Source organism: Amycolatopsis sp. cmx-4-83, assembly GCF_046548815.1.
GTDB lineage: Bacteria > Actinomycetota > Actinomycetes > Mycobacteriales > Pseudonocardiaceae > Amycolatopsis > Amycolatopsis pretoriensis_A.
On record NZ_JAEBEF010000001.1, the window covers coordinates 755,671 to 773,649 of the forward strand.

A 17,979-nucleotide genomic window follows, 5' to 3' on the forward strand; every position below is an offset into this window, starting at 1 on the left:
TAGCGTCGGCGCATGGACGACTTCTACGTCAGCCACAGCCGGTTCTCGGACCCGGGCGCGCAGGCGTCCTGGCTCGACGCGACACCCCGCGACGTCGCGGCTCTGCGCGCGGCCGCGTTCCAGCTGGTGTTCCACTACTGGGCCCACGGCGACATCACGCAGCACGGGTTTCCCGCGTCGCGCCACGAAGAGATCACCTTGCGCTACGCGTCGGACATGTTCGCGCGCCTGCGCGAACTCGACCCGGCACCACCCGGCGGACCGCGCCCGCCGCTGCACCGCATCGTCGGCTGCTGCCGTGACCACACCCTCCTGTTCGTCTCGATGGCCCGCCACCACGGCATCCCGGCGCGGGTCCGCGTCGGCTTCGCCGGCTACCTGATGCCCGGCTGGTACCTCGACCACGTCGTCGCCGAAGTCCACGACGGCACCGACTGGCACCTGGTCGAACCGGGCTTCGCCGAGCCGGGCGAAGTCGGGTTCGACCTCCTCGACGTCCCCCGCGACCACTTCCTGACCGGCGCCGACGCGTGGACGGCCGCCCGCGCGGGCGACCTCGACCCGGCCCGGCTGGTCGTCTCCCCGGACCTGGACGCGCCGTTCCTGCGCGGCCTCCCGTACGCGCGGCACAACCTCGTGCTCGACCTCGCCGCGCTCAACAAGCACGAGATGCTCCAGTGGGACGCCTGGGGCGACCTCGACGACGCCCCCGAGCTCGCCCCGGCAGCCCTCGCCCGCGCCGACGAGCTCGCCGAACTGATGGCCGACGCCGACGTCGATCAGCTCCGGGTGGCGTTCGAGGCCGACGACGTCCGGGTGCCGCCGGTGATCCGCTCGTTCACCCCGCCGGTACAGCTCCCGGTCGAGGTAGTGCTTCGCTGATCTCGACGGCGGTCCGCACGAACCGCGCGATCCGCTGGTCTCGCGCGCCGGCCGCCCAGGCGAGCGCGAGCGCGTACGGCGTCGCGTCCACCACCGGCCGGTAGACGACGTCGTGCCGCGACCGCAGATCGGCCACCGACGCGGGCAGCAGCGCGATCGCCTGCCCGAGCGCGACGGTTTCGAGCAGCTGGGAGCTGTCCCGCACCACCGGCCCCGGCGTCACCGGCCCACCGGTGACGTCCTGCCCCGACCAGTACGCCCGCTCCGCGTCGGACGACCCCGGCCAGCGCGGCGTCGCCCGCCCGGCGAAGTCGGCGCAGGTCAGCACCGACCGCCGAGCCAGCTCGTGCCCCGAAGGCAGCGCGGCGACCCGCGGCTCACTGACGAGCACTTCGACGTCGAGCCCGTCGTGGTCACCCGGGCACCCGAGCACCGCGACGTCGGCCTGGCCATCGCGCAGCAGGTCGGCCTGCTCACCGAACCCGCTGACCCGGATGTCCACCGGATCCGGGTGGGCGTCGGCGATCCGCCGCAGCAGATCGGTCGCGACCCCGGGCTTCGCGGTGACGACGAGCGCCGGCAACCGTTGCGCGGCCCGCCGCGTCCGCCGCACCGCCGCGGTGACGGCGTCCAGCGCCTTCGCCGACTCGGCGAACAGGACGTTTCCGGCCGGCGTGAGCGCCACGTGCCGGCTGGTGCGTTCGAAGAGCTGCACGCCCAGCCGCCGCTCCAGCAACCGGATCGCCCGGGAGAGGGGAGGCTGCGCCATCCCGAGCCGCTCGGCGGCGCGGGAGAAGTTCAGCTCCTCGGCGACCGCGCGGAAATACCGCAGCTCACGGACCTCGACATCCTCCATACCGGGAGAGTATCGCGGCAGAGTCCACAGGTCTTTCCCTTTCTGTTTCGCGAATGGTGGAGTTGGTGTCGATAACTCCACAAAGGACGGATAGTGATGACGGAAGCGCAGCGGAACAAGGAAGTGGTCCTCGGTTTCCTCCGGGTGGCGTTCGAGGAGAAGCGGCCGGTGGAGGCGTTCGAGTTGTACGTGGGGGAGGGGTACGTCCAGCACAACCCGCACGCGCCGGGAGGTGCGTCGGAATCGGCCGGGTACCTGGAGCGGTTCGTGGCCGGTTTTCCGGAGTTGCGGTTGGAGATCCGGCGGGTGGTGGCGGAGGACGATCTGGTGTGCACGCACAGCTTGATGCGCTTGACACCGGATTCGCGGGGGAGCGCGATCGCGGACGTGATGCGGGTGCGGGAGGGGCGGATCGTGGAGCACTGGGATGTGGTGCAGGAGGTGCCCGAGGTGACGGTGAGCGGGAACCCGGTGGTTTAGCCGGGCCGGGTCCGCGGGCGGCCGGGGGCACGGTGCGGTGAGGGGGCGCGGGGTGCAGCTACGGGGCGATGCCGTTGAGGATGGTTCGGATCACCGCGGCCGGCTCGGGTGGGTTCGTCCGGCTCGCGTGGGGGAAGATCGTGCCCAGCACCGTCTCGTGGCAGTAGCCCACCAGGAGGGCCGCGGCCGCGTCCACTTCGGACTCGGGGTGGAGCCGGCCGAGGGCTTGCTCCTCCTTCAGGTACGCCAGGAGGCGATCGCGCCAGTGGCCCGGGCGCTCGCCGAGGTCGGCGAAGCGCTGGAGGACCTCCGGGTTGCCGTAAAGGCCGCTGAACGCCGGGACGATCACGCGGTGCAGGCCGAGGCCGTACTCCAGGTGACGGTGGAGGTTTTCCGCCACCGTTCCCTCGCCCGCCACCGGCAGCTCGCCCAGGAACGACTCCGCCGCGCGCACGTGCCGGTCCAGGCCCCAGGCCACCAGCTCCTCCTTGTCGGAGAAGTGGTTGTACAGCACGCCGTCGGCGACGCCGGCCGTTCGCGCTATCTCGCGCACGGTCAGACCCGTCGTGCCGCGGGTGGCGATCAGCTTCTCGGCGGCTTCGACCAGGAGGTCGTGCAGGGACTGCCCGTCCTTCTGGGCCGCGGCTTTCCTCGGTGACATCACCGCCATCGTACGGGGACCCTCGTCACGACCTCCTTCCCGTGACCAGCCACGCCGTGCCGCGCAGGCGGACCGCGTCCGGGGTGGCGAATGGTTCCAGTGCCGCTGTCAGTGCGTCGGTCGCCTGGGCCGCCGTCGCGCTGTCGACCAGGCCCAGGTGGTGGCGGACCGGGCCCCAGCCGGCGATGAACTCTGCCGCGTCCGGGACGTCTTGGCCCCAGACCTGGTCCGCCTCGACGTGGGTGCACGCCACGTCTTCGAAGCCGGCTTCGGTCAGCACCGCCTTCGTGCGGTCCGGGGCCGCGAACGACGTCGGACCGCTGCCGTCCGGGCCGGTCGGCTGCGGCAGGTACGCCGCCATCGCGCCGAACAGGCGGCCGAGGTCCGTGCCGGACAGTGCGGTCAGGCACAGGAACGCCAGGCGCCCGCCGGGGCTCAGCGCTCGCCGGACGTTGGCGAACGCCGCCACCGGGTCGGCGAAGAACATGACGCCGAACCGGCTGACCGCCAAGTCGAACGCGCCTTCGGTGAACGGGTGGACCTGGACGTCACCCTGCTCGAACTCCACGTTCGGCACCTCCTCCGCCCGGGCTCGGGCGGTCGCCAGCATCGGCACGGAAAGGTCCACCCCGGTCGCGAAGCGGGCGCGCGCCGCGGCCAGCCGGGTCAGCTGGCCGTTGCCGCAGCCGATGTCGAGCACCCGGTCGGCCGGGCCCACCTGATCGAGCAGGTAGCCGTTGAAACCGCTGTTCACCGCGTCATAGCGGTCGGCATTGGTCGCCCAATGGTCCCCCTCGTAGCCGTTCCACGCCTCGGCCTGCGCGGTGTTGACGATCCCGGTCATCGCGTCTCCTCCTTCATGAACGTACGTTCATGAACATGTGTTCATAGTGGCCCGCGGGTGGGCTGCCCGTCAAGCGACGAACCATCGATCACCTGTTCGAGTGGTCGACCGCGACGTGCAGCGCCGCGAGTCGGGAAGGGGTCGCGATCACCTCGTACGCCGCCACCCGATCGCCGTCGACCACCACGAGAAGCGCGAGCGAAAGCCGCCCGCGCGGGGCGACGACGACCCCGATCGAGCCGTCGATCAACGCCGCTTCGGCGAACCGCGCCCGCTTCCCGAACAGCTGCGTTTCCGCCGCCACCGCCCGCGCACCACGCACCTCCGGCGCCGCCCCCGGCGGCAGGGCGGCCGCGTCCGCGCGACGGACGACGTCCGGTGCCAGCACGTCGAGCAGGGCGCCGAGGTCACCCCCGCGGGCCGCGGTCAGGAACGCGTCCACCACCCGGCGGTGCCGAGCCAGATCGGCAGGCGGCAGCGGGGACGTGCCCCGCACCCGTTGCCGCGCGCGGCTCGCCAGCTTCTTCGCCGCCACCGAGGTGCGGTCCAGCACCGGCGCGATCCGGTCGAACGGCACCGCGAACAAGTCGTGCAGCACGAACGCGATCCGCTCGGCCGGCCCCAGCGCGTCCAGCACGACGAGCAGCGCCCGGCCCACCGCGTCGGCCAGCTCGGCTTCCCCCGCCGGATCGGCGTCGTCGACCGGCTCCGGCACCCCCGCGAACGGCTCCTCGCCGCGCGCCTTCCGGGAGCGCAGGACGTCGAGGCAGACGCGGGAAACGACGGTGGTCAGCCACGCCGCCAGGTTGTCGACGGACCCGGTCCGGGTGAGCCGCAGCCACGCTTCTTGGACGGCGTCGTCCGCTTCGGCCGCCGAGCCGAGCATCCGGTAGGCCAGCCCGCGCAGCCGGCCGCGTTCGGCCTCGAACAACTCCGCCAGCTCGTCCATCGGTCACCTTTCGCCGCCACCCACCGTCGCCTTATGGACGAACACCGACGACCAGAGGTGACCGAATGAGCTTGCTGACCCCCGCCGAGCTGGGCGATTGGCGCCTGCCGAACCGCGTCGTGCTGGCGCCGACCACCCGCGCCCGCGTCCCCGGCGACCTCCAGGTCGCGTACTACGCGCAGCGCGCCGGCGCCGGGCTCGTCGTCGCCGAGGGGACCTGGGTGAGCGAACGGGCCATCGGCTTCGAGAACGTTCCCGGCCTGTACACCGAAGCGCAGGTCGCGGGCTGGCGGCGGGTCACCGACGTCGTGCACTCGCTCGGCGGGCGGATCGTGGTGCAGCTGTGGCACACCGGGGCGGTCTCGCACCCCGACCTGCTCGGCGCGCGGCCGGCGGGGCCGTCGGCGGTGAACCCGGAAGAGCCGGTGCACACCGCCGCCGGACGGCGTTCGACGGGGACGCCGCGCGAGCTGAGCGTCGCCGAAATCCGGGCGACCGTCGCGGACTACGGCGCGGCGGCGGAGAACGCGCGCCGCGCCGGGTTCGACGGCGTCGAGATCGCGGCCAACGGCGTGTACCTGCTCGGCCAGTTCCTGCACCCGCGGCTCAACCACCGCACCGACGCCTACGGCGGGTCCGCGGCCAACCGGCGCCGGCTGCTCACCGAAGTCGTCGACGCGGTCGGTGAGCACGGCCGCGTCGGCGTCCGGCTGTCGCCGTGGTGGACCGGCGGACTGTTCACTGTGGACGAAGAGCTGCGCACCGAGTACGACGCTCTGGTCGCCGCGCTCGACGTGGACTACCTGCACCTGCGCGGGCCCGACACCGGACCGGACTTCGCCGCCTTCGCCCGCTACCGGCGGCTGTTCGACGGTTTCGTGATCGTCAACAACGGCTTCGGCCGCGACACCGGGAACGCCGTGCTCGACGCGGGGATCGCCGACGCCGTGTCGTTCGCCCGGCACTTCGTCGCGAACCCCGACCTGGTGACGCGGTTCGCGCTCGACCTCCCGCTCGCCCCCGGCGACCCGGCGACGTACTACGGCGGCGGGGCGGCCGGGTACGTCGATCAGCCGCAGGCGGCGGCGATGGCGGCGGTGTCCCAGTAGAACGGCCGGACCTCGGTGATGCGTCCGCCGGTCACGGTGATCGTCTGGAGGATCGGGAAGTCGAGCTCCCGGCCGGTGGCGCGGGCCCGCGCGTGCACGTGGGTCAGGACGACGAGCGGCGAGGTCGTGGCGAGGAACGCCTGGTCCACCAGCTCGAAGACGTCCCAGGTGCGGCTCATGGCGGCGAAGAACGCCGCCATGCCCTCGTGCCCGCGCCAGTCGCCGCCGTACGGCAGGGCGGCGGCCTGGTGCAGCACGACGTCGGGGGCGAAGAACGGGGCCAGAGCGGCGAAGTCGCCCTCGGTCAGGTACGCCGCCTCCGCGGCGTACATGCCTTCGAGAACGGCGACGGGATCGGTGCGCATGTCCGCCACCGTGCCGCACCGGCGGGCGCGCCACCGGCGGGAAACGGACGTCGGGCTACTCCTCCTGGCACCACACCGCCAGCTCGCTGCCACCGGGTTCGCGGAAGTGGAACCGCCGCCCGCCGGGGAAGGAGAACGGTTCCTTCGTCACCACGCCGCCCGCCGACACCACCACCTCGCGGGCGGCGGTCAGGTCGTCGGTGCGGATCGTGATCAGGGGTGCGCTCGTCCGCTCCGCCGCGTCGGACTGGAACCCGAACGTGAGGCCGGGGGCCCGGACGTCGGTGTAGTGCGGGCCGTACGGGGTCACGCTCCAGCCGAACGCGCGCTCGAAGAACTGCCCGGACACCGTGGCCGAGGTGGACGGGAACTCGGTGAAATCGACTTCGTACATGCCGCCGACGCTAGCGGCGACCACCGACAAAACCGCGCGAGCGAGCCACGGCCAGCCCGCCGAGGGCCACCGCGACCAGCCCGATCGCCAGCGCCGCGTAGCCGCCGACGATCCCGTAGCCGGTGCCCGGGCCGCCCTCGGCGGCGGCCACCACCCAGCCGCCGACGACCCCGCCCGCCACCCCGGTGACCAGTGCGACGAGCGCTCCCTTGCCGCGGCGGAGGGCCAGCCCGCCCGCGAGCACGCCGGCGATGCCCAGCGCCGCTCCCAGCAGGGACCAGAGCCGTCCGGGCGTCATGGCGTAAGTGCTGACGGCGGCGATGTCTTGGACGTCCACGAGCTGCTCCTTCGATTGCCGGACCGGACGTCTCCGAGCATGTCCGCGCGGGCGCCGCCGGTCGTCGTGCGGACGTCGGCACCGCGCTACCGCGTTCGCGGTAGCCGGGAAATGCTCCCTGCGCGGCAGTTCCGCGCGGCTAGGGTGCGGGGGTGAGCCGCGCGCGGATCGTGGACGGGGTGATCGCCGCCGGGGTGGCGGCGGCCCTGCTGAGCGCCGGGCTGTCCACCGGCCACCAGCCGGGGGCGCTCGACCCGCTGGGGTACGCGGCACTCGTCGCGGGCGGGCTGGCGCTGGCCGCGCGTCGCCGGGCGCCGGTCGTCGTGCTGGGGGCGACCGCGGCGTGCGCGCTGGTCTACCAGGCCGCCGGGTTCGAAGTGCCCGTCGTGGCCTACCTCTTCGCCGTGTACGCCGCGGTCCGGGCGGGGCACCGGGTCGCCGCGGTGGTGGCGTCGGTGATCATGCTGGCCGCGGTCCCGCTCACGCTCCTGGCGTCCGGGCTGCCCGACGCGAGCCAGGCCTTCACGCGATCTCGGGACGTCCTCCAGCTGGCGTGGCTGATCGCGGCCGGCGCGGCGGGGGAGGCGCTGCGCCAGGCCGAGCGCCGCGCCGACGAAGCCGAGCGCACCCGGGAGGAAACCGCGCGCAGGCGGGCCGACGAGGAGCGCCTGCACATCGCGCGCGAGCTGCACGACTCGCTCACCCACCAGATCTCCGTCATCAAGGTGCAGGCCGAAGTCGCCGTCCACCTGGCGCACAAGCGCGGCGAGGACGTGCCGGAGTCCCTGCTGGCGATCCGGGACGCCGGTCGCGAAGCCGCACGGGAACTGCGCGCGACCCTGGAGGCGTTGCGCGACGACGAAAAGAACCCGCCGCGCGGCCTCGACGACGTCCCGGAACTCGTGCGCCAGGCCCGGACCGCGGGCCTCGACGCGCGGCTCACCGTCGAAGGCGACGGCACCGGCGTGCCCGCGGCGGTCGGCCGGACCGCCTACCGGATCGTCCAGGAGGCGCTGACCAACGTCGCCCGGCACGCCGCCGCGGCCACCGCGTCGGTCCGGATCGACCACCGGCCCGGCGCGCTCGTCATCCGCGTCGACGACGACGGCCGGGCCACTGTGGACACCGCGCCGGTACCGGGCGTCGGCCTGCTCGGGATGCGCGAACGCGTCACCGCGCTCGGCGGACGCCTCCAGGCCGCTCCCCGCACCGAGGGCGGCTTCCGCGTCGAGGCCGAACTGCCCGTGGACCACCCGGCATGATCCGCGTCCTGCTGGCCGACGACCAGCCGCTCATCCGCAGCGGCTTCCGGGCCCTCCTGGACGCCGAGGACGGCGTCGAGGTGGTCGCCGAAGCCGCCGACGGCCGCGAAGCCGTGGAACTGGCCCGGGAACACCTGCCGGACATCGTGCTCCTCGACGTCCGGATGCCGGGCGTGGACGGCCTCGAAGCGACCCGCCGCATCGCCGCCGACCCGGCGCTGGCCGCGGTGCACGTCGTCATCCTGACCAACTACGGCCTGGACGAATACGTCTTCGAAGCCCTGCGCGCCGGCGCGGCCGGGTTCCTCGTCAAGGACATCCGGCCGGAGGACTTCCTGCACGCCGTCCGCGTCGCCGCCCGGGGGGACGCCCTGCTCGCGCCGTCGATCACCCGCAAGCTGATCGACCGGTACGTCACCCAGCCGCCCGTACCCGGCGCCGGGCTCGCGGAGCTGACCAACCGCGAGCGCGAGGCCGTCGCCCTGGTCGCGCGGGGCCTGTCCAACGACGAGATCGCCGCGCGGATGGTGATCAGCCCGCTGACCGCGAAGACGCACGTCAACCGGGCCATGGCCAAGCTGCGGGCCCGCGACCGCGCGCAGCTGGTGGTGTTCGCCTACGAGTCCGGTCTCGTGCCGCCGGGGCCTCAGGCCGGGCGGCCCGCGCCCGCGTAGTCGTCGCCCTTCGAGTGGTACGTGTGGATCTGGATGGCCTGGCCCTCGGTCGGCGCGTTGATCATCAGGCCGTTGCCCAGGTACAGGCCCACGTGGTGGATGCGGGTCGCCGGGCTGCCGTAGAACACGAGGTCGCCGAGGCGCGGCTCTTCCGAAGCCGGGACCGGCGGCAGCGCGCGGAACTGGCTGTCGGCCGTCCGCGGCAGGTTCACGCCCGCGCTGTCGTAGGACGCCTTCGTCAGGCCGGAGCAGTCGAAGCCCGCCGCGCCCGCGTCCGGGCCGTTGCCGCCCCAGACGTAGGGGAGGCCCAGCTGGCCCAGCGCGAAGCGGGTCGCCTGGACCCGGGGCGAACTCGCCGAAGCCGGGTCCAGCGACAGCGTCGCGTACAGCTGCGCCGTGCCGAGGACCCGCTGGCGGAACAGCTCGGCGTCGCCGCCCGGGTGGTAGGCGGCGATCGCCTTCCACCAGCCGGTGCCGGCGCCGAGGTCGGTGCCGCCCGCGCAGAGCGCCCGGCCGGCCGCGACCGGCGCGTCGTCGCCGTACTTCTTCGCCTGCGCCGAGGACAGCCCGAGCAGGTTCCCGCCACTGCGGCCGTGGTTCGACGCCGCCGAGCCCACGCCCGCGAGGGTGACCCAGGAGAGGTGGCAGGACGGGTCTTCCTTCCGCAGCGCCAGCTCGCCGTTCGCGTAGCCGATCAGGGCGTTCGCGGGGATGTCGAGGGGGCCGGCCAGCTGCTCGGCCCACTGCTGCAGCGGGCTCTGGCCGCCCTGGCCGGACGCGCCCTGGCCCGGTTCCTGCGCCTTCACGGGTGCGCTGACCTCGAGGACCGACGGCCCCGAAGCCACGTCTCGCGCCACCGGCAGCGGGGCGGGCGCGGGTTCCGGCGAGCGGTCGGCCAGCAGCCAGCCCGCCGTCGCCAGGCCCGCGACGAGCGGCAGGGCGACGAGCCCGCGCAGGGCCGCCCCACGGGCCCAGGAACTCGGCTTCGTCGTCACGGGGTCCAACTTAGAAGAGCGCACCTCTTGGTGAACGACTGAGTAGCTTGCACGTTAGGGGGACTCCCATATGGTGGACACATGGCTGAGATCGACGCTGCCCGCTTGCAAGCGGCGCTCCAAGATCGGTACGCGAAGATCGACGTCGTCGAGCGGACCGGCTCCACCAACGCCGACCTGCGGAAAGCGGTCGAAGAGGGTGCTCCGGACCGGACCGTTCTCCTCGCCGAGGAGCAGACCGCGGGGGTGGGCCGCCGGGCCCGGCCGTGGAGCTCGCCGAAGGGCGCCGGGCTGTACCTGAGCGTCGCGCTCCGGCCGGGCGTCCCGTTCGCCGCCCTCGGCTCACTGTCCGTCGTCGCCGGGCTCGCCGTCCGCGCGGCCGCCGCGTCCGTCGGGGTCGACGCCGCGCTGAAGTGGCCGAACGACGTCCTCGTCGGCGGCGCCAAGTGCGCCGGGATCCTCGCCGAAGCCGTCGCCGGTACCGAGCCGTCGATCGTGCTCGGCATCGGCCTCAACGTGCTGCCGCTCGGCGACGTCACGCCGGGGCCCGGCGGGCTGCCCGCGACGTCGCTCGCCGAGCAGGGCGCCACCACGACCGACCGCACCGACGTCGCCGTCGCGCTGCTCACCGGGTTCGCCGACCTGGAACGGCGCTGGCGGCTGGCCGGCGGCGACCTCACCGAAGCCGGCCTGCTCGGCGACTACCGCGCCCACTGCGCGACCCTCGGCCAGGACGTCGAGGTCCAGCTGCCGGACGGGACGTCGCTGACCGGGCGAGCGGCCGACATCGACGCCGCCGGGCAGCTGCAGGTCGACATGGCGGGCGGCCAGCGGCACACGGTCTTCGCGGGTGACGTGGTGCACGTCCGCCCCGCCTGATTTCTCGGGGCGTTGCACTCACCGGCCGAGCGTCTCGCCGGTACGGTGAGGCGATACCGCCGCACCGACCTTGGGAGCGTCCGCCGTGGCTTATCCGGACGAATTGCTCAGCGAGCAAGAGCACGTCGTGGTGCACAGTCACCCCCACTTCAAGATGCTGATCTTCCCGACGCTCGCGTTCCTGGTCACCCTGGGCGCGGGCACCTGGCTCGCGATCCTCGCGAAGGACGCCGGCTCGCCGTGGAACACGGTCGGGCTGATCGCCATCGCGGTGGTCGCGCTCGTGCTGATCGTGTGGTTGTTCCTGGCCCCGCTGGTGCGCTGGCGGACCACCCACTTCATCGTGACGACGGACCGCCTCATCGCCCGCGAGGGCGTGCTCAAGCGCACCGGCATCGACATCCCGATGGGCCGCATCAACAGCGTCCAGTTCGAGCACGGCCTGCTGGACCGGGTGTTCGGCTGCGGCACGCTGATCATCGAGTCCGCGTCGGACGAGCCGCTGCGGTTCGAGGACATCCCGCACGTGGAAAAGGTGCACACGGTGATCTACCGCGAGGTCAACGACAACCCGTACGACGACTACCGGCCGGGCACCCAGCAGACCACGCCGTTGCCGCCCCAGGGTGGCGCGCACCCGCCGCGCGGCGAGCGACGCCGCTGATGGGCACGCGCGAACTGGGCCTGCCGGAGCGCTCGCCCGCGGCGGGCGAGCTGCCGGAGCGGGTCACGATCTGGGAGGTCGGCCCGCGGGACGGCCTGCAGAACGAGAAGACGATCGTCCCGGTCGAGGTCAAGCTGGAGTTCCTCGACCGGCTCGCCGGCGCCGGGCTCACCACGCTGGAGGCGACGAGCTTCGTGCACCCCAGGTGGGTGCCGCAGCTCGCCGACGCCGAGCAGCTGCTGGCCGGGCTCGACCGCCGCGAAGGCGTCCGGTACCCGGTGCTCGTGCCGAACGAAAAAGGTCTGGACCGGGCCCTCGAGGCCGGTGTCGAGCACATCGCGATCTTCGCCAGTGCGACGGAGACGTTCGCGCGCAAGAACCTCAACTCGTCGCTGGACGAGCAGTTCGCGATGTTCGAGCCGGTCGTCACGCGGGCCCGGGAAGCGGGCGTGGACGTGCGCGGGTACCTCTCGATGTGCTTCGGCGACCCGTGGGAGGGCGTCGTGCCGGCGAAGCAGGTCGCCGACGCCGGCCGCCGCTTGCTGGACATGGGGTGTTCGCAGCTGTCACTGGGCGACACCATCGGCGTCGCGACCGCCGGCCAGGTCGAGAACCTGATCGGGCTGTTCGGCGATGTCGGTACTTTGGCCGTGCACTTCCACGACACCTACGGTCAGGCTCTCGCGAACACGCTGGCGGCGCTCCGATGTGGAGTGTCGACTGTGGACTCTTCGGCGGGCGGGCTTGGCGGCTGCCCGTACGCCGAGTCGGCGACCGGGAACCTGGCGACCGAGGACCTGGTCTGGCTGCTGGACGGCCTCGGGGTGGCGACCGGTGTCGACCTCGACGTGCTGGTGGCGGCCAGCTCCTGGATGGCGGGACAGCTGGGCCGCCCGAGCCCGTCCCGCGTGGTCAACGCGCTGAGCTGACGCGGACCACCGTGCACAACCGAGCCGGAGGATGTGGGTGACGGAGCCTTCCGAGGCGGGCGAGGACGACCTCGACACGGGACCGGTGCGACTGCCCGGACCCGGTGGGTACGAGGACGCCCCGACGCCGCCTTCGGGCAGTCCCGCCGCGTGGCCGCACGCCGTGTCGCCGCTGCTGCCGCCGTTCCCACTGCCCCCGCCACCGCCGATGCCCGCGGCCCCGCCGCCCCCGGTGTCGCCGGCGCCGCTCGCACCCGCGCCGGTTTCCCCGGCGCCGTTGCCGCCGCTGGGTTCGCCGCGCACCGAGCGGGAAAGCGTTGTCGCGCTGTTCCTGGTGCACATGTTCCCGATCGGGCACCTGCCGGTCGCCATGGACAAGCCGGCGCGGCAGCTGCCCCTGCCGGACGACGACCCGGAGGGCTTCGCCCCGAACGACCACCCGGACGCCCGGCTGATCTTCGACGACCAGGCGCTCACCAACGTCACGGCGGGCTTCCGCCGGTCGCCGACCGCCCCGTCGCGGCCGGTGCCGCGGCACCTGACCGAGGGGTACGTGCCGTACGCCCACGCGACGCAGGCGGTGTGGATCCGCCGGTTCGTCGTCGGGCACAGCGAGCTCGGGCCCGAGTACGCGTGGCCGCCGGGCGACCACTACCCGGAGGGCAGCGTCGACCACGGCGAGCCGGTGATGGTCCCGATGAACACCGTGCTCGACCGCTTCGGCCCGGCGCACGGGCGCGTGTTCTTCGCCGACGGCACGCCGTTCGCGGAGCGCTCGCTGCCGCCGGGGATGCTGGACGCCGAGTACCGCCGGTACGTCGTGGTGCGCGCAGTACCGATGTGGCGGTCGGAAACGGCGAACTGGTTCGGCCAGGTCGGCGGGGGTACCCGGTACCGTGCGCTGCTGGCCGCGGACGAGCTCGTGACCCTCGGCTACCTCGCCGAGGCCAAGGGGGAAGAGGATTGATGAACACCCAGTCGATCCAGCGCTGGCTAGGCGTGCTGGGCGTGCCGCCGGAGGTCGTTTCGCTCGGCGCCGAGGTCGACAACGCCTGGTGCCTGATGCAGGGCGAGGACGAGGCGTGGGAGGTGTTCTGGCGGGAGCAGGGCAACCGCTACGACTGGGCGCGGTTCACCAGCGAACAGGTCGCGTGCCACTACCTCTTCGGCCGGCTGGCCTGGGCCCAGGTGGCGCGCGGCGCGGTCGGCCTGCTCCCGGGTTCGTGATGTGCCATGAGGGGCACCTTCATGGCTCTTAAGTCCATGAAGGTGCCCCTCATGGCATTCAGCGCTTGAGGATCCCCAACGCCTCGTCGTGCACGAGGCCGTTGGTCGACAGCGCGCTCCCGTTGTCGTAGCGGCCGCCGCCGTCCAGGTCGCTGAACCGTCCGCCCGCCTCGGTGACGATCACCTGCGCCGCCGCCACGTCCCACGGGTTCACGATGCACTCCGCCGCGACGTCGAGCGCGCCTTCGGCGACGAGGACGTGCTGCCAGAAGTCGCCGAACGCGCGCGATTCCCAGCACGCGTTCACCAGGTCCAGGTACTTCTCGCGCGAGTGGTACTCGACCCACGAGTTCAAGTCCGTTGTGGACAGATAAGCGTCCGAAAGGGACGAAACGCCGGAGACCGCCAGCCGGCGCGTCCCCGAGGAGTCCGAAGAGAACGCGCCGGACCCCGTCGCCGCCCACCAGCGGCGGCCCAGCAGGGGCGCGCTGATCATGCCCACCACCGGGTCACCGTCTTCGACGAGCGCGATCAGCGTCGCCCAGACGGGTACGCCGCGGAGGAAGTTCTTGGTCCCGTCGATCGGGTCGAGCACCCACGCGCGGCCGGTCGCCGCCGAGCCGCCGCGCTCTTCGCCGAGCACCGCGTCGGCCGGGCGTTCCGCCGCCAGCAGGTCGCGGATCGCGTCCTCGACCGCGGTGTCCGCGTCGGTCACCGGGGTGCGGTCGGGTTTGCGCGAGACCGCCAGGTCCAGGGCGCGGAACCGCGCCGTCGTGATCGCGTCGGCGGCGTCAGCCAGCCGGGTGGCGAGGGCCAGATCATCTCCGTAGCCAGGCACGGTCACGATGGTTTCACGCCCCGGCGCCGTAGAGTCGACCAGGTGAGCATGGTCCTACTTGCCGAAGACGATCCGGCCATCGCCGAACCGCTCTCCCGCGCCCTCGAACGCGAGGGATACGAGATCCACGTCGTCACCGACGGTCCTTCGGTCCTCGACGCCACCGCCGCCCAGCGCGTCGACCTGCTCGTGCTGGACCTCGGCCTGCCGGGGATGGACGGCCTGGAGGTGTGCCGGCGGCTGCGTGCCAACGGAACCGAGCTGCCCGTCCTGATGCTCACCGCGCGCACCGACGAGGTCGACTTCGTCGTCGGCCTGGACGCGGGGGCCGACGACTACGTCGCCAAGCCGTTCCGGCTCGCCGAGCTGCTGGCCCGGATCCGCGCGCTGCTGCGCCGCCGGGTGCCCGAGGTGCTCGAGGCGGGCGGGGTGCGGATGGACGTCGGCGCCCGGCTGGTCACCGTCGACCTGCACGAGGTGCAGCTGGCGAACAAGGAGTTCGAGCTGCTGCGCGTGCTCATGAGCCGCGCCGGGCAGGTCGTCAGCCGCGACGAGATCCTCGCCGAGGTCTGGAACGACCTCGAGTCGAAGACGTCCAAGACGCTCGACATGCACATGTCGTGGCTGCGGCGGAAGCTCTCCATCGCCGCGGACGAAGCCGCGGGCCGCACCAGCAAGGCCCACGACGGCGAACGGCGGATCGCGACCGTCCGCGGCGTCGGCTTCCGGTTCAACGCCGAATAAGCCGTGCGCCGTCGCATCCTGCTGGCCATCCTGCTCGCGGTCGCCGTCACCGCGGCGGTCCTCGGCATCCCGCTGGGCATCGTGGCGAGCTGGCAGATCGAGTCGAGCTACCGCGAGACCCTCGCCGAGAACGCCCGCGCGGCCGCGGCGATCCTCGACACCGAGATCGCCAACGGCCAGGAGATCGACCTCGACCAGGTGCGCGCCGCGGTCCCGGTGAACGGGCTGCTCACCGTCCGGGCCAGCGGCCAGATCGAGAAGCGCTACGGCAGCGACCCGGGCCGCGACACGGTCACCGAGACGGCTGACCTCGCCCGCGACGGCAAGGTCGAGATCGCCGTCCCCGCCGGGCCGATGCACGAGCGGCAGACGACGGTGACGCTCGTCGTCGTCCTGCTGGTGCTGCTGTCGATCGGGACCGGCGCGGTGGTGGCGATCGCGACGGCGCGGCGGCTGGCGAAGCCGCTTCGGCACGTCGCCGAACGCGCGGCCCGCCTCGGCGGCGGCGACTTCCGGCCCGACCCGAGCCGCTACGGCGTCGGCGAGCTCGACATGGTCGCCGAGGCGCTGGACGCGTCCGGAACCGCGCTCGCCCAGCTCGTGCAGCGCGAACGCCAGCTCGTCGGCGACGTCTCGCACCAGCTGCGCAGCCGCCTGACGGCGTTGCAGCTGCGGCTGGAACCGCTCACCGTGCACCCGGACGAAGAGGTGGCCGACGAGTCGAAGGCCGCCCAGGAACAGGCCGACCGGCTCGCGGAGGCGCTGGACGAGCTGCTGGCGGCGGCGCGCGCGGCCCGCGAGGTCGGCGCGGAACCGGTGGACCTGCCCACGCAGCTGCCGGAGATGGCCCAGGAGTGGCGAGAGCTGCTTCGCTCGGAGGGCCGCAACCTGCGGATGCGCGTGGCCGAGGGCCTGATGGCGCGGGCCACGCCCGGCCGCCTCCGCGAGGTCATCGGGGTGCTGCTCGACAACGCGCTGCGCCACGGCTCGGGAACGGTGACGCTGGCCGCCCGCCGCGGCGACGCCGAGGGCACGGTGGTCATCGAGGTGAGCGACACGGGCTCGGGTGTGCCGGACGAACTCGCCCCGCACATCTTCGAACGCGGCTTCTCCGGCGGCGGCTCCACGGGCGTCGGCCTGGCACTGGCCCGCGCCCTGGTCGAGGCCGACGGCGGGCGGCTGGAGCTGTCCCATCGCCGCCCGGCCGTTTTCAGCCTCTTCCTCAAGGTGCCGCGACCCAGCGATGTGCCGGAAGTCCGGTGGCCCGCCGAACGCGTCCCGCGCTAGCGGTCACGCGCGGGGCGGGTCGCGGCTCGCGGGTTCGCCGCAAACCGTGCGGTGACGAGCTACCGCCCCAATGCGGCCTTGGTTGCGGCTGACGCACCGAAGGCCACATTGGGGCGCTCGGCCCGGCCGTCGAACAACCTGCGACGTTGCTCCCACAGCGCGAAGCGGAACAGCCCTGGACGATCACGGCTCAGATCAACCCTTCCCGCAGCGCGTAAGCGACGGCGTGCGACCGGTTGCGCAGCTGGAAGCGGTTGGTCACGTCGTGCAGGATGCTCTTCACCGTGCGCTGCGAATAGCACAGCTGGTCGGCGATCTCCTGCGTCGAGTACCCGGCCGCGACCAGCCGGAGGACCTCCGTCTCCCGGTTGCTCATGCCGCCCATCTGCAGGCCGCGCGGCTGGAGGACCTGGCGCTGCAGGCGGGAAACGCGGTTCAGCAGCCGGCCGAGCAGGTCCGGCGGCAGGGCGCCCTCGCCGGCCGCGGCCGCCTTGATCAGCCGGACGAGCACCTCCGGTCCGGCGTCGGCGCGGCGGGCGACCGCGCAGACGCCGTGCTCGACGGCGTTCAGGACCTCGTTGTCGTCGACTTCGCCCGCGATCAGCACGATGCGGGTGAAGCCCTGGTGGTGCAGCGCGGACAGCAGCTGGTTCATCGTCTCGTCGAGCCGGTCGGCGACCAGCAGCGCGACCACGGCCGGGCCGGCCGCGTCCCCGTCCACCACCCGGACTTCGTCCCGCGAACGCAGCGCCACGCAGACGCCGTTGTGCAGGATCGGATCGGTGGCGCGGACCACCACCGGCGTCCTGTCGGATTCGAACATCGTCACCCATTCCCCTCGAACGGTGCGAAGGGGTACACCCCCCACGTCACCACAGTGCCCGTAGAGGTGTCCCGGGCGCATGGGACCGGCGTCCCGATGTTGCCCGGGCGGCTGCCCGTCAGGACCGGCCGAGGCCCGCGTCCCTGGCCCGGACGATCGCCTCGGCGCGGTCGGTGACGTGCAGCTTGGCGAAGACGTTGGAAATGTGGTTCCGGACGGTCTTCGGGCTCAGGCACAGGGTGTTCGCGATGACGCCGTTGCTGTGCCCGGCCGCGATCAGCTCCAGCACCTCGCGCTCGCGCGTGGTCAGCTCCGGGAACACCGGTTCGCTCGCGGGCGCGGACTGGCTGAAGAAGCCGAGCACGCGGTTGGCGATGTCGGGCCCGAAGATGGCTTCGCGCCGGGCGACGGAGCGCACTGCCCGCAGGATCTCGTCCGGCTCGGCGTCCTTGAGCAGGTAGCCCCGGGCACCGGCGCGCATCGCCGCGAAGACCGACTCGCTTTCGTCGGCCATCGTCAGCATCAGCACGCCGGTGTCCGGGTTGGCCGTCACGATGTGCCGGGCCGCCTGGATCCCGGAGAGGTCGGGCAGGTGCAGGTCCATGACGACGACGTCCGGCCGCAGCGCGGCGGCGGCGTCGACCGCGTTCGCGCCGCTGGCGGCCTCGCCGACGACCTCGATCCCCGGTTCGTTCCCCAGCAGCGTCACCACGCCGAACCGGAACAGGGGGTGGTCGTCCACGACCAGGACGCGCAGGCCCATCCCGTCACCTCCCCGCC

General features: G+C 73.0%; 23 protein-coding genes. 12 read left to right on the forward strand and 11 right to left on the reverse strand.

Annotated elements, in window-relative coordinates; genetic code table 11:
* Positions 1-12 precede the first annotated feature (12 nt).
* Positions 13-882 carry a transglutaminase-like domain-containing protein gene (locus ACLJQM_RS03890; RefSeq protein ID WP_360772625.1) on the forward strand — a complete coding sequence of 290 codons (870 nt, stop codon included), beginning with the start codon at positions 13-15 and terminating at the stop codon, positions 880-882.
* Here ACLJQM_RS03890 and ACLJQM_RS03895 read toward each other — a convergent pair.
* A complete protein-coding gene (locus tag ACLJQM_RS03895) occupies positions 839-1,738 on the reverse strand; it encodes a LysR family transcriptional regulator (RefSeq protein WP_410630161.1) in 900 nt (299 codons plus the stop codon). The genes ACLJQM_RS03890 and ACLJQM_RS03895 overlap by 44 nt on opposite strands.
* Before the next feature lie 96 nt (positions 1,739-1,834).
* Here ACLJQM_RS03895 and ACLJQM_RS03900 point away from each other — a divergent pair, with 96 nt between their 5' ends.
* On the forward strand, positions 1,835-2,218 hold the full coding sequence (locus ACLJQM_RS03900; protein ID WP_410630162.1) for an ester cyclase: 384 nt from the start codon (positions 1,835-1,837) through the stop codon (positions 2,216-2,218).
* 58 nt (positions 2,219-2,276) lie between these two features.
* On the opposite strand, the gene ACLJQM_RS03905 is transcribed toward ACLJQM_RS03900, so the two are convergent.
* The 3 genes from ACLJQM_RS03905 to ACLJQM_RS03915 all read right to left on the reverse strand — a co-directional run bounded on the left by ACLJQM_RS03905 (position 2,277) and on the right by ACLJQM_RS03915 (position 4,672).
* Positions 2,277-2,879 (reverse strand): TetR/AcrR family transcriptional regulator, encoded by a 603-nt coding sequence (locus ACLJQM_RS03905; protein ID WP_247014631.1) that lies wholly within the window; start codon positions 2,877-2,879, stop codon positions 2,277-2,279.
* A 25-nt stretch (positions 2,880-2,904) separates the two neighbouring features.
* Positions 2,905-3,723 carry a class I SAM-dependent methyltransferase gene (locus ACLJQM_RS03910; RefSeq protein WP_410630163.1) on the reverse strand — a complete coding sequence of 273 codons (819 nt, stop codon included), beginning with the start codon at positions 3,721-3,723 and terminating at the stop codon, positions 2,905-2,907.
* Positions 3,724-3,811: 88 nt separating this feature from the next.
* Positions 3,812-4,672, reverse strand: coding sequence for a sigma-70 family RNA polymerase sigma factor (locus ACLJQM_RS03915; RefSeq protein ID WP_410630164.1), 861 nt, complete (start codon positions 4,670-4,672; stop codon positions 3,812-3,814).
* 65 nt (positions 4,673-4,737) lie between these two features.
* On the opposite strand from ACLJQM_RS03915, the gene ACLJQM_RS03920 reads away from it, so the two are divergent.
* On the forward strand, positions 4,738-5,781 hold the full coding sequence (locus tag ACLJQM_RS03920; RefSeq protein ID WP_410630165.1) for an alkene reductase: 1,044 nt from the start codon (positions 4,738-4,740) through the stop codon (positions 5,779-5,781).
* Here ACLJQM_RS03920 and ACLJQM_RS03925 read toward each other — a convergent pair.
* The 3 genes from ACLJQM_RS03925 to ACLJQM_RS03935 are packed head-to-tail and all read right to left on the reverse strand — an operon-like array spanning position 5,742 to position 6,838.
* The gene (locus ACLJQM_RS03925) at positions 5,742-6,146 is read right to left on the reverse strand and encodes a nuclear transport factor 2 family protein (RefSeq protein ID WP_410630166.1); all 405 of its coding nucleotides are present in this window, start codon (positions 6,144-6,146) and stop codon (positions 5,742-5,744) included. The two genes, ACLJQM_RS03920 and ACLJQM_RS03925, sit on opposite strands and share 40 nt — an antisense overlap.
* A 55-nt stretch (positions 6,147-6,201) precedes the next feature.
* Positions 6,202-6,540, reverse strand: coding sequence for a VOC family protein (locus tag ACLJQM_RS03930; RefSeq protein ID WP_410630167.1), 339 nt, complete (start codon positions 6,538-6,540; stop codon positions 6,202-6,204).
* Between the two features lie 10 nt (positions 6,541-6,550).
* Entirely contained in the window at positions 6,551-6,838 is a 288-nt protein-coding gene (locus ACLJQM_RS03935; RefSeq protein WP_410630287.1) for a DUF6223 family protein, read from the reverse strand.
* Between the two features lie 191 nt (positions 6,839-7,029).
* Between ACLJQM_RS03935 and ACLJQM_RS03940 the strand changes: the two genes are divergently transcribed.
* Positions 7,030-8,139 (forward strand): sensor histidine kinase, encoded by a 1,110-nt coding sequence (locus ACLJQM_RS03940; RefSeq protein ID WP_410630168.1) that lies wholly within the window; start codon positions 7,030-7,032, stop codon positions 8,137-8,139.
* A complete protein-coding gene (locus ACLJQM_RS03945) occupies positions 8,136-8,813 on the forward strand; it encodes a response regulator (RefSeq protein WP_410630169.1) in 678 nt (225 codons plus the stop codon). Before ACLJQM_RS03940 ends, ACLJQM_RS03945 begins: the two co-directional genes overlap by 4 nt.
* On the opposite strand, the gene ACLJQM_RS03950 is transcribed toward ACLJQM_RS03945, so the two are convergent.
* Entirely contained in the window at positions 8,786-9,808 is a 1,023-nt protein-coding gene (locus ACLJQM_RS03950; protein ID WP_410630170.1) for a C40 family peptidase, read from the reverse strand. The genes ACLJQM_RS03945 and ACLJQM_RS03950 overlap by 28 nt on opposite strands.
* Positions 9,809-9,889: 81 nt before the next feature.
* Here ACLJQM_RS03950 and ACLJQM_RS03955 point away from each other — a divergent pair, with 81 nt between their 5' ends.
* The 5 genes from ACLJQM_RS03955 to ACLJQM_RS03975 all read left to right on the forward strand — a co-directional run bounded on the left by ACLJQM_RS03955 (position 9,890) and on the right by ACLJQM_RS03975 (position 13,507).
* Positions 9,890-10,687, forward strand: a complete 798-nt coding sequence (locus ACLJQM_RS03955) for a biotin--[acetyl-CoA-carboxylase] ligase (protein WP_360772593.1) — start codon at positions 9,890-9,892, stop codon at positions 10,685-10,687.
* Positions 10,688-10,772: 85 nt separating this feature from the next.
* Positions 10,773-11,351, forward strand: coding sequence for a PH domain-containing protein (locus ACLJQM_RS03960; protein ID WP_360772590.1), 579 nt, complete (start codon positions 10,773-10,775; stop codon positions 11,349-11,351).
* Positions 11,351-12,280, forward strand: coding sequence for a hydroxymethylglutaryl-CoA lyase (locus ACLJQM_RS03965; RefSeq protein WP_360772587.1), 930 nt, complete (start codon positions 11,351-11,353; stop codon positions 12,278-12,280). Before ACLJQM_RS03960 ends, ACLJQM_RS03965 begins: the two co-directional genes overlap by 1 nt.
* A gap of 31 nt (positions 12,281-12,311) precedes the next feature.
* Positions 12,312-13,247: a TNT domain-containing protein gene (locus ACLJQM_RS03970; RefSeq protein WP_410630171.1), complete on the forward strand. Its 936-nt coding sequence runs from the start codon at positions 12,312-12,314 to the stop codon at positions 13,245-13,247.
* Entirely contained in the window at positions 13,247-13,507 is a 261-nt protein-coding gene (locus ACLJQM_RS03975) for a hypothetical protein (RefSeq protein ID WP_003105220.1), read from the forward strand. Before ACLJQM_RS03970 ends, ACLJQM_RS03975 begins: the two co-directional genes overlap by 1 nt.
* A 58-nt stretch (positions 13,508-13,565) precedes the next feature.
* Here ACLJQM_RS03975 and hisN read toward each other — a convergent pair whose 3' ends face one another.
* Positions 13,566-14,351, reverse strand: coding sequence for a histidinol-phosphatase (gene hisN / locus ACLJQM_RS03980; protein ID WP_410630172.1), 786 nt, complete (start codon positions 14,349-14,351; stop codon positions 13,566-13,568).
* Positions 14,352-14,393: 42 nt separating this feature from the next.
* Between hisN and ACLJQM_RS03985 the strand changes: the two genes are divergently transcribed.
* Positions 14,394-15,089 carry a response regulator transcription factor gene (locus tag ACLJQM_RS03985; RefSeq protein WP_360772797.1) on the forward strand — a complete coding sequence of 232 codons (696 nt, stop codon included), beginning with the start codon at positions 14,394-14,396 and terminating at the stop codon, positions 15,087-15,089.
* 3 nt (positions 15,090-15,092) lie between these two features.
* Positions 15,093-16,376: an ATP-binding protein gene (locus ACLJQM_RS03990; RefSeq protein WP_360772581.1), complete on the forward strand. Its 1,284-nt coding sequence runs from the start codon at positions 15,093-15,095 to the stop codon at positions 16,374-16,376.
* 190 nt (positions 16,377-16,566) lie between these two features.
* Here ACLJQM_RS03990 and ACLJQM_RS03995 read toward each other — a convergent pair whose 3' ends face one another.
* Both ACLJQM_RS03995 and ACLJQM_RS04000 read right to left on the reverse strand, forming a co-directional pair.
* Complete coding sequence (locus tag ACLJQM_RS03995) at positions 16,567-17,199, reverse strand: response regulator transcription factor (protein ID WP_247025342.1); 633 nt, start codon at positions 17,197-17,199, stop codon at positions 16,567-16,569.
* 118 nt (positions 17,200-17,317) lie between these two features.
* Positions 17,318-17,962: a response regulator gene (locus ACLJQM_RS04000; RefSeq protein WP_247025340.1), complete on the reverse strand. Its 645-nt coding sequence runs from the start codon at positions 17,960-17,962 to the stop codon at positions 17,318-17,320.
* Between the last annotated feature and the right edge of the window lie 17 nt (positions 17,963-17,979).

What these genes read in the sequence shown, in the direction of transcription:
- ACLJQM_RS03955 (WP_360772593.1), top strand. Translation starts at nt 9,890, where the DNA reads ATGGCTGAGATCGACGCTGCCCGCTTGCAAGCGGCGCTCCAAGATCGG.
- ACLJQM_RS03970 (WP_410630171.1), top strand. Translation starts at nt 12,312, where the DNA reads ATGTGGGTGACGGAGCCTTCCGAGGCGGGCGAGGACGACCTCGACACG.
- ACLJQM_RS03915 (WP_410630164.1), bottom strand. Translation starts at nt 4,672, where the DNA reads ATGGACGAGCTGGCGGAGTTGTTCGAGGCCGAACGCGGCCGGCTGCGC.
- ACLJQM_RS03985 (WP_360772797.1), top strand. Translation starts at nt 14,394, where the DNA reads ATGGTCCTACTTGCCGAAGACGATCCGGCCATCGCCGAACCGCTCTCC.
- ACLJQM_RS03930 (WP_410630167.1), bottom strand. Translation starts at nt 6,540, where the DNA reads ATGTACGAAGTCGATTTCACCGAGTTCCCGTCCACCTCGGCCACGGTG.
- ACLJQM_RS03925 (WP_410630166.1), bottom strand. Translation starts at nt 6,146, where the DNA reads ATGCGCACCGATCCCGTCGCCGTTCTCGAAGGCATGTACGCCGCGGAG.
- ACLJQM_RS03895 (WP_410630161.1), bottom strand. Translation starts at nt 1,738, where the DNA reads ATGGAGGATGTCGAGGTCCGTGAGCTGCGGTATTTCCGCGCGGTCGCC.
- ACLJQM_RS03905 (WP_247014631.1), bottom strand. Translation starts at nt 2,879, where the DNA reads ATGTCACCGAGGAAAGCCGCGGCCCAGAAGGACGGGCAGTCCCTGCAC.
- ACLJQM_RS03995 (WP_247025342.1), bottom strand. Translation starts at nt 17,199, where the DNA reads ATGTTCGAATCCGACAGGACGCCGGTGGTGGTCCGCGCCACCGATCCG.
- ACLJQM_RS03965 (WP_360772587.1), top strand. Translation starts at nt 11,351, where the DNA reads ATGGGCACGCGCGAACTGGGCCTGCCGGAGCGCTCGCCCGCGGCGGGC.
- ACLJQM_RS03900 (WP_410630162.1), top strand. Translation starts at nt 1,835, where the DNA reads ATGACGGAAGCGCAGCGGAACAAGGAAGTGGTCCTCGGTTTCCTCCGG.
- ACLJQM_RS03975 (WP_003105220.1), top strand. Translation starts at nt 13,247, where the DNA reads ATGAACACCCAGTCGATCCAGCGCTGGCTAGGCGTGCTGGGCGTGCCG.
- ACLJQM_RS03890 (WP_360772625.1), top strand. Translation starts at nt 13, where the DNA reads ATGGACGACTTCTACGTCAGCCACAGCCGGTTCTCGGACCCGGGCGCG.
- ACLJQM_RS03935 (WP_410630287.1), bottom strand. Translation starts at nt 6,838, where the DNA reads ATGACGCCCGGACGGCTCTGGTCCCTGCTGGGAGCGGCGCTGGGCATC.
- ACLJQM_RS04000 (WP_247025340.1), bottom strand. Translation starts at nt 17,962, where the DNA reads ATGGGCCTGCGCGTCCTGGTCGTGGACGACCACCCCCTGTTCCGGTTC.
- ACLJQM_RS03945 (WP_410630169.1), top strand. Translation starts at nt 8,136, where the DNA reads ATGATCCGCGTCCTGCTGGCCGACGACCAGCCGCTCATCCGCAGCGGC.
- ACLJQM_RS03920 (WP_410630165.1), top strand. Translation starts at nt 4,738, where the DNA reads ATGAGCTTGCTGACCCCCGCCGAGCTGGGCGATTGGCGCCTGCCGAAC.
- ACLJQM_RS03910 (WP_410630163.1), bottom strand. Translation starts at nt 3,723, where the DNA reads ATGACCGGGATCGTCAACACCGCGCAGGCCGAGGCGTGGAACGGCTAC.